This is a genomic window from Frisingicoccus sp. (assembly GCA_016298055.1).
Taxonomy (GTDB): Bacteria; Bacillota; Clostridia; order Lachnospirales; family Lachnospiraceae; genus Frisingicoccus.
The window spans coordinates 1-4,930 of record JAEDDO010000135.1; the positions used below are offsets into that span (position 1 = coordinate 1).

General features: G+C 41.8%; 4 protein-coding genes. 1 reads left to right on the forward strand and 3 read right to left on the reverse strand.

The genetic code is table 11. The features are described 5' to 3' along the window. The 3 genes from QZZ35_RS09085 to QZZ35_RS09095 all read right to left on the reverse strand — a co-directional run. Positions 1–233: TetR/AcrR family transcriptional regulator (locus QZZ35_RS09085; protein ID WP_291237111.1), on the reverse strand; the 233-nt coding region annotated here is incomplete at its 3' end. A gap of 159 nt (positions 234–392) precedes the next feature. Continuing rightward, the gene (locus QZZ35_RS09090; protein ID WP_291237112.1) at positions 393–3,098 is read right to left on the reverse strand and encodes a hypothetical protein; all 2,706 of its coding nucleotides are present in this window, start codon (positions 3,096–3,098) and stop codon (positions 393–395) included. A gap of 46 nt (positions 3,099–3,144) precedes the next feature. Continuing rightward, entirely contained in the window at positions 3,145–3,612 is a 468-nt protein-coding gene (locus tag QZZ35_RS09095) for a hypothetical protein (RefSeq protein ID WP_291237113.1), read from the reverse strand. Positions 3,613–3,813: 201 nt separating this feature from the next. Between QZZ35_RS09095 and QZZ35_RS09100 the strand changes: the two genes are divergently transcribed. Further along, the coding region (locus tag QZZ35_RS09100) for a bifunctional metallophosphatase/5'-nucleotidase (RefSeq protein ID WP_291237114.1) at positions 3,814–4,930 on the forward strand (1,117 nt) is incomplete at its 3' end.

Consider the following 4,930-nt stretch of genomic DNA (forward strand, 5'->3'; position numbering starts at 1 on the left):
GCTCCGGCCAGCCTTCTCGCCACACCGAACTGGTTGGAAAACATAAACTCCACCAACTCGTTCAGTACACCGTCTTTTGCACGGAAGATATTCTGGAACGTGCTAATTGATACGCCGGCTCCTTTTGTAATCTCCGCCACCGTGGTACGGTTATAGCCCTTTTCCAAAAACAATTTAACGCAAACGGCAAGAATGCGTTTTTTCGCCGCCATGCTCGCATCTGTAATTGCCATTTGATCATTCCACCTTTCGAGTCTGGTATAAATACCATTATTATTATAGTCCGGTGTTCATCTATTTTCAAGATACTTTAGAAAGGCGATAAATCGCATATATATGCGGTTTATCGCCCTTTTTTCAGATTACTCAGACTTTATGATTTTTCATATATCTTATATGCTGTATGGATTATTATCAAAGAATTCCACAGCTTCTTTGTCACTGATTATCCTGTCTGTTCTTATTACTTTAGATGCCGCCTCATCTTCGGTAAGTATACCCTTGCTGATGGCCCAGTTCATAGAAGCTTTCTCAAAATCATCAAGATCCTCAAATCCGGCATATTCTCCCGAAACATCCTCGTAATTCACGTCGAAACCATATTTCTTTGCTGCTCTGTAGGTGATCTCCGCAAATTCAAGTTCCGTAATACCGCTATGTGAGCCTATATATCCACGATCCATACCGGCAAAAAGTCCTTCTTTCACAGCCCACACAAGAGCATCGGCTTCATATTTTGTTTGAATTGAATTACCGTCAATTTCATCCCCTGCCGCCTGAAGCAATGCACTTACATACATTCTTTCTGTAAGATCCATATCGGCTCCGATACTGTTCTTTAAAAGTAATGTTGCGTTTGCCACGGAACACTCTCCCGGTTCACACTTTAGGGCTTCTAAAAATTCTTCTTTTTCTGTATCACTTATTTCAGGAATATCAACGTTCTCCTCCGTCTGTTCTTCAGTCGAAGTTTCACCAGATGACTCAATCTGTTCCTCTGTCGAAGTTTCATCAGACGCATCTTCCTGATCCGCACCGACTTTTACATTAATTGTTATCAGTGGTGTTTTTGTCACATCAGAAGGTTTAACATAGATCACATCACCCGAATCTGAATGAAGCTGATATGCTTCCGCATCGACAACATACTTCACATAAGCAGTACCCTCTTCCAAACCGGTTACTATGAAATTATCATTCAGATTCTCTTCAAGTTTTATCACATCGGAAGTATCCAGCTTATTACCGTCTTTGTCCGTCAATATCCAGCTTCCTCTATCCTCATTAAATCCATAAAAAGCTCCACCTTTTGCATCCACACCGCTCATTTTCAGTGTACTCAGATTCAGTTTTCCTTCCGGAGCGACAGACTGGCTGCTGTCATTCGCATTGCTCAGCTTAACCCTTTGCAGTGTATAAAGCGGAAGAACACTTCCGATAATTCCCAGTTTTCCTTCCCCTTCTCTCTTAAGTGTGCCTCCCGTTATTGACATTGCCACTTTTTCTGTCAACTCTGTTGTCGTTTCAATATAACCCGGCTTTATTCCTATTTCTTTCATTGCATCTGAGATTTCACTATAATCAAGATGCTTGATCCACGGGTTATCCCAATTAAAGCTTTGACTGCTGTCTCCGTGCTTTACCTTGATTCCCCTTGTGATACCGTGGGATTCATCATAACCCGGATCATTGTGCATTCGATTTCTAAGGTTCTCATTCGCATTTTTAAACTGTGTCATAAATGCTGACTGGGAATAACCTGACGTTACAAAAGAAGCCACTTTGCCAGCATCATCATAGTAACATCCATCATATGAAAATATCGTCACCGTGTAAGATATTGCTACAGGACAATCATAAACCATCGAATAAACATAATTGGTTGTCATGATACTGTGAGTTACACCTGTATGTTCCGGAAGCTGTATTGTATCTGTAACCGTGTTAGTCTCTGTTTTGGTAGTCTCATTTGTTCTGCTGGTACCTTTTCCCCAAAGTTCACTTTCTGTAAAAGTAATACCGGTTTCAAAATGGAAAAAAGCTTGGTTGGAACCCAATGAAATTTTGGCATTCTCTGATTGTGAAAAAGAAACCTGCTTATTTTCGGAAACTGTCGAAGACAACTTTTCCGAAATGGATGTTTGCGTCGATATCTGCTGGGTTGCAGGCTGAGTACTCTCGTTTTTAAATGAGGCAACATGACTGCTTGCATTTTCCTTTACCGAAAATCCGTAAATTGCCTCTCCGCTTTTAACCTTGTCTAATGCCTCATCCAGTGTATCCTCATCTCTCAATGCCGGTGTTGCACCTGTGCTGTTTTTTTCGGCCTCATTATATTCCGCGCTGACAGGCGTTATTGAAAAATCACTGTAGGCGATTCCAAAGCAATTATATATATACCTGAATGTACTGCCTTGACGATCTCTTGTGGCCATCAGATTATACATTACCGTTTGATCGGAATTCTTGTCCTCTTCCATAGCTTTGAGCGAAGCGTGCTTTCTGAAATCACTTGTCTTAATTCTTCCCGGCTTGACTTCTACAAGCAGACTAAAGGCATCTTCCTGTACCTGATTAAGATTTTTTGCGGTACGTTTCCCGGTACTGATCGTACGGATATCACATGTTTTTGCATTTTTGCCGGTGGCCTGAGTTTTTCCTGTAAGAGAGGATAAGGCTTCGTACAGATTTCCGTAACCTCTGTCACCGTTCACATCATTCATGAATCTGTCTTTATAAGGTCTGTTATTGAATGAATAATAGGATTCCGTATTTGATGCATATACACCGTTTGCAAAAGCTGCCCAGTATTGAGCAGGCGTATAATTCGTACCGATTACCTTGCTGTTGTACAAAGTATCTTCCATAAGAACATTCAGGTCATCCACATCCTTCCTGCCCTCCGTCTGTCCCCCATAGATGTCGTAATACGTTGTTCTTTGATTGTTGTCAGTTCTCACAAATGATTTAAAATCTTCACTTTTTCCCAGTGTATTATAATTATTGGCTGCAAAGGCATGTGTCGGATATGCCGCACAGGTCAGAATCATCATTGCTGACATCAATATGGCTGTCGTCTTCTTAGATAATCTTTTCACTTTTTTCTCTCCTTTCCGGTTCTGAAACTTTGCATATATCAACGCGTTACTTTTTAAGAATCATACGGATATCTCCGCTGTCATTCTTATTCTCCAGAATGAGACGTCCATCTTCCAGAACTCCTGTGACTTCATTTTCCTTCACATCTTCCTGGCCTTTTATCACAAAAGAATATTCCCCGTTGTTTTCTTCATATGTGCCCGAAAGCAAAACCACCGGTTCACTGTTTTTATCATCAGTTTCTTTTTCTGATAATCTGAATTCGCCATCCTTCAGCTCAAGCATGACACAGATTTCGGCATCCTCAGCGGCATCAAATATTTCTGCCAGTTCATCCATATTGTAAATATCCTCCCCTGAATGTACCTCGGTAAGATACCATGTTCCTGTAATCGAACTGCCGCCGCATCCTGTTAACGCGCATATCATCACCAGAATAAGAAACATTGAAATTACTTTTTTTATAACCTTGCCTCCCATATGATCCCCCTTTTTGTTGTATAAAATTGACATCTGAGCAATCCCTCCTTTTAGGTTTGGTATGTATACCAATATTATAATATATTTCCTATAGATTTGCAAGTAATTTTAGGGACAGGTTCCCCGACTCACCGAGCCGGGGAACCTGTCCCTATGATTGACACCCACCCGGACAAATATTATAATGAAACTGATTACAGGTTAAACAATCTATCTCAAAAAGGAGGTCACATAATGAGAAATGTTTTTTACAAAAAAATCATCTCCGGTCTGGCGGTTTTTACCTTGCTTTTGCAAGGGCTTTCATTGCCCGTCTATGCCGAAGGTAAGGACATCAAAATCACAATTTTACATACGAATGATGTCCATGGCTCTATTGTCGGTTCTGACAGCAGCATCGGTCTTGATCGGGTCGCTTCTATAAAAAAAGAAGCGGAATTGGAGGGTGCAAATCCTATTTTAGTTGATGCCGGTGACGCGACTCAGGGTCTTCCGATCGCCTCTCTGACACAAGGTTCGGATATTATTCAGCTTATGAATGCCGCAGGCTATGACTTAATGGCTGCAGGCAACCACGAATTTGATTACGGAACCGAAATTGCACTTGAAAATGCCTCTCTGGCTGACTTTCCGGTAATCAGCGCCAATATCTATAAAGACAATGCACCCCTTTTCCAGTCCGATGATGATAACGGATGCCATGTCATTATAGAAAAAGAAGGAAAAAAACTTGGATTTTTCGGTCTTACCACAGCCAGTACGGCAACCGCAACAAATCCGACAGGTATTCAGGATCTTGAATTCCGGGATGAAATCGAAGCAGCCAAATCTGAAATTGACGAACTTGAAGAAGCCGGCTGTGATGTCATTATTGCCGTTGCGCATCTTGGCGAATACACAAATGTTCCATGCGACAGTGCTGCTCTCGCCAATGCCATGACCGGTGAATATCAGGGTGACTTAGATATCATTATCGATGGACACAGCCATACAAAAGAAGATAAAGTTGTCAATGATGTTCACATCGTCCAGACCGGAACCGGATTAACTGAACTCGGTCGGATCACACTGGACTTTTCTTCTGATGACACATTGACAATTGAGGTAAACCCAATCAGCTATGAAGATGCTCAGGCAATCACACCGGATTCGGATATATCCGGAAAAATTGATGAGATCAACACCTCCCAGCAGGCTATGCTCGCAGAAGAAATCGGTTCGGTGACCAACAGTATGTGGGGTGGATATATCAATTATATAGCCGAAGCACGTATCGTTGAAACCAACCTTGGCGATTTCACTGCGGATGCCTTCCGGGACGCTGCACAAAACTTTATTGCAGATGCCGAAG

What these genes read in the sequence shown, in the direction of transcription:
- QZZ35_RS09095 (WP_291237113.1), bottom strand. Translation starts at nt 3,612, where the DNA reads ATGTCAATTTTATACAACAAAAAGGGGGATCATATGGGAGGCAAGGTT.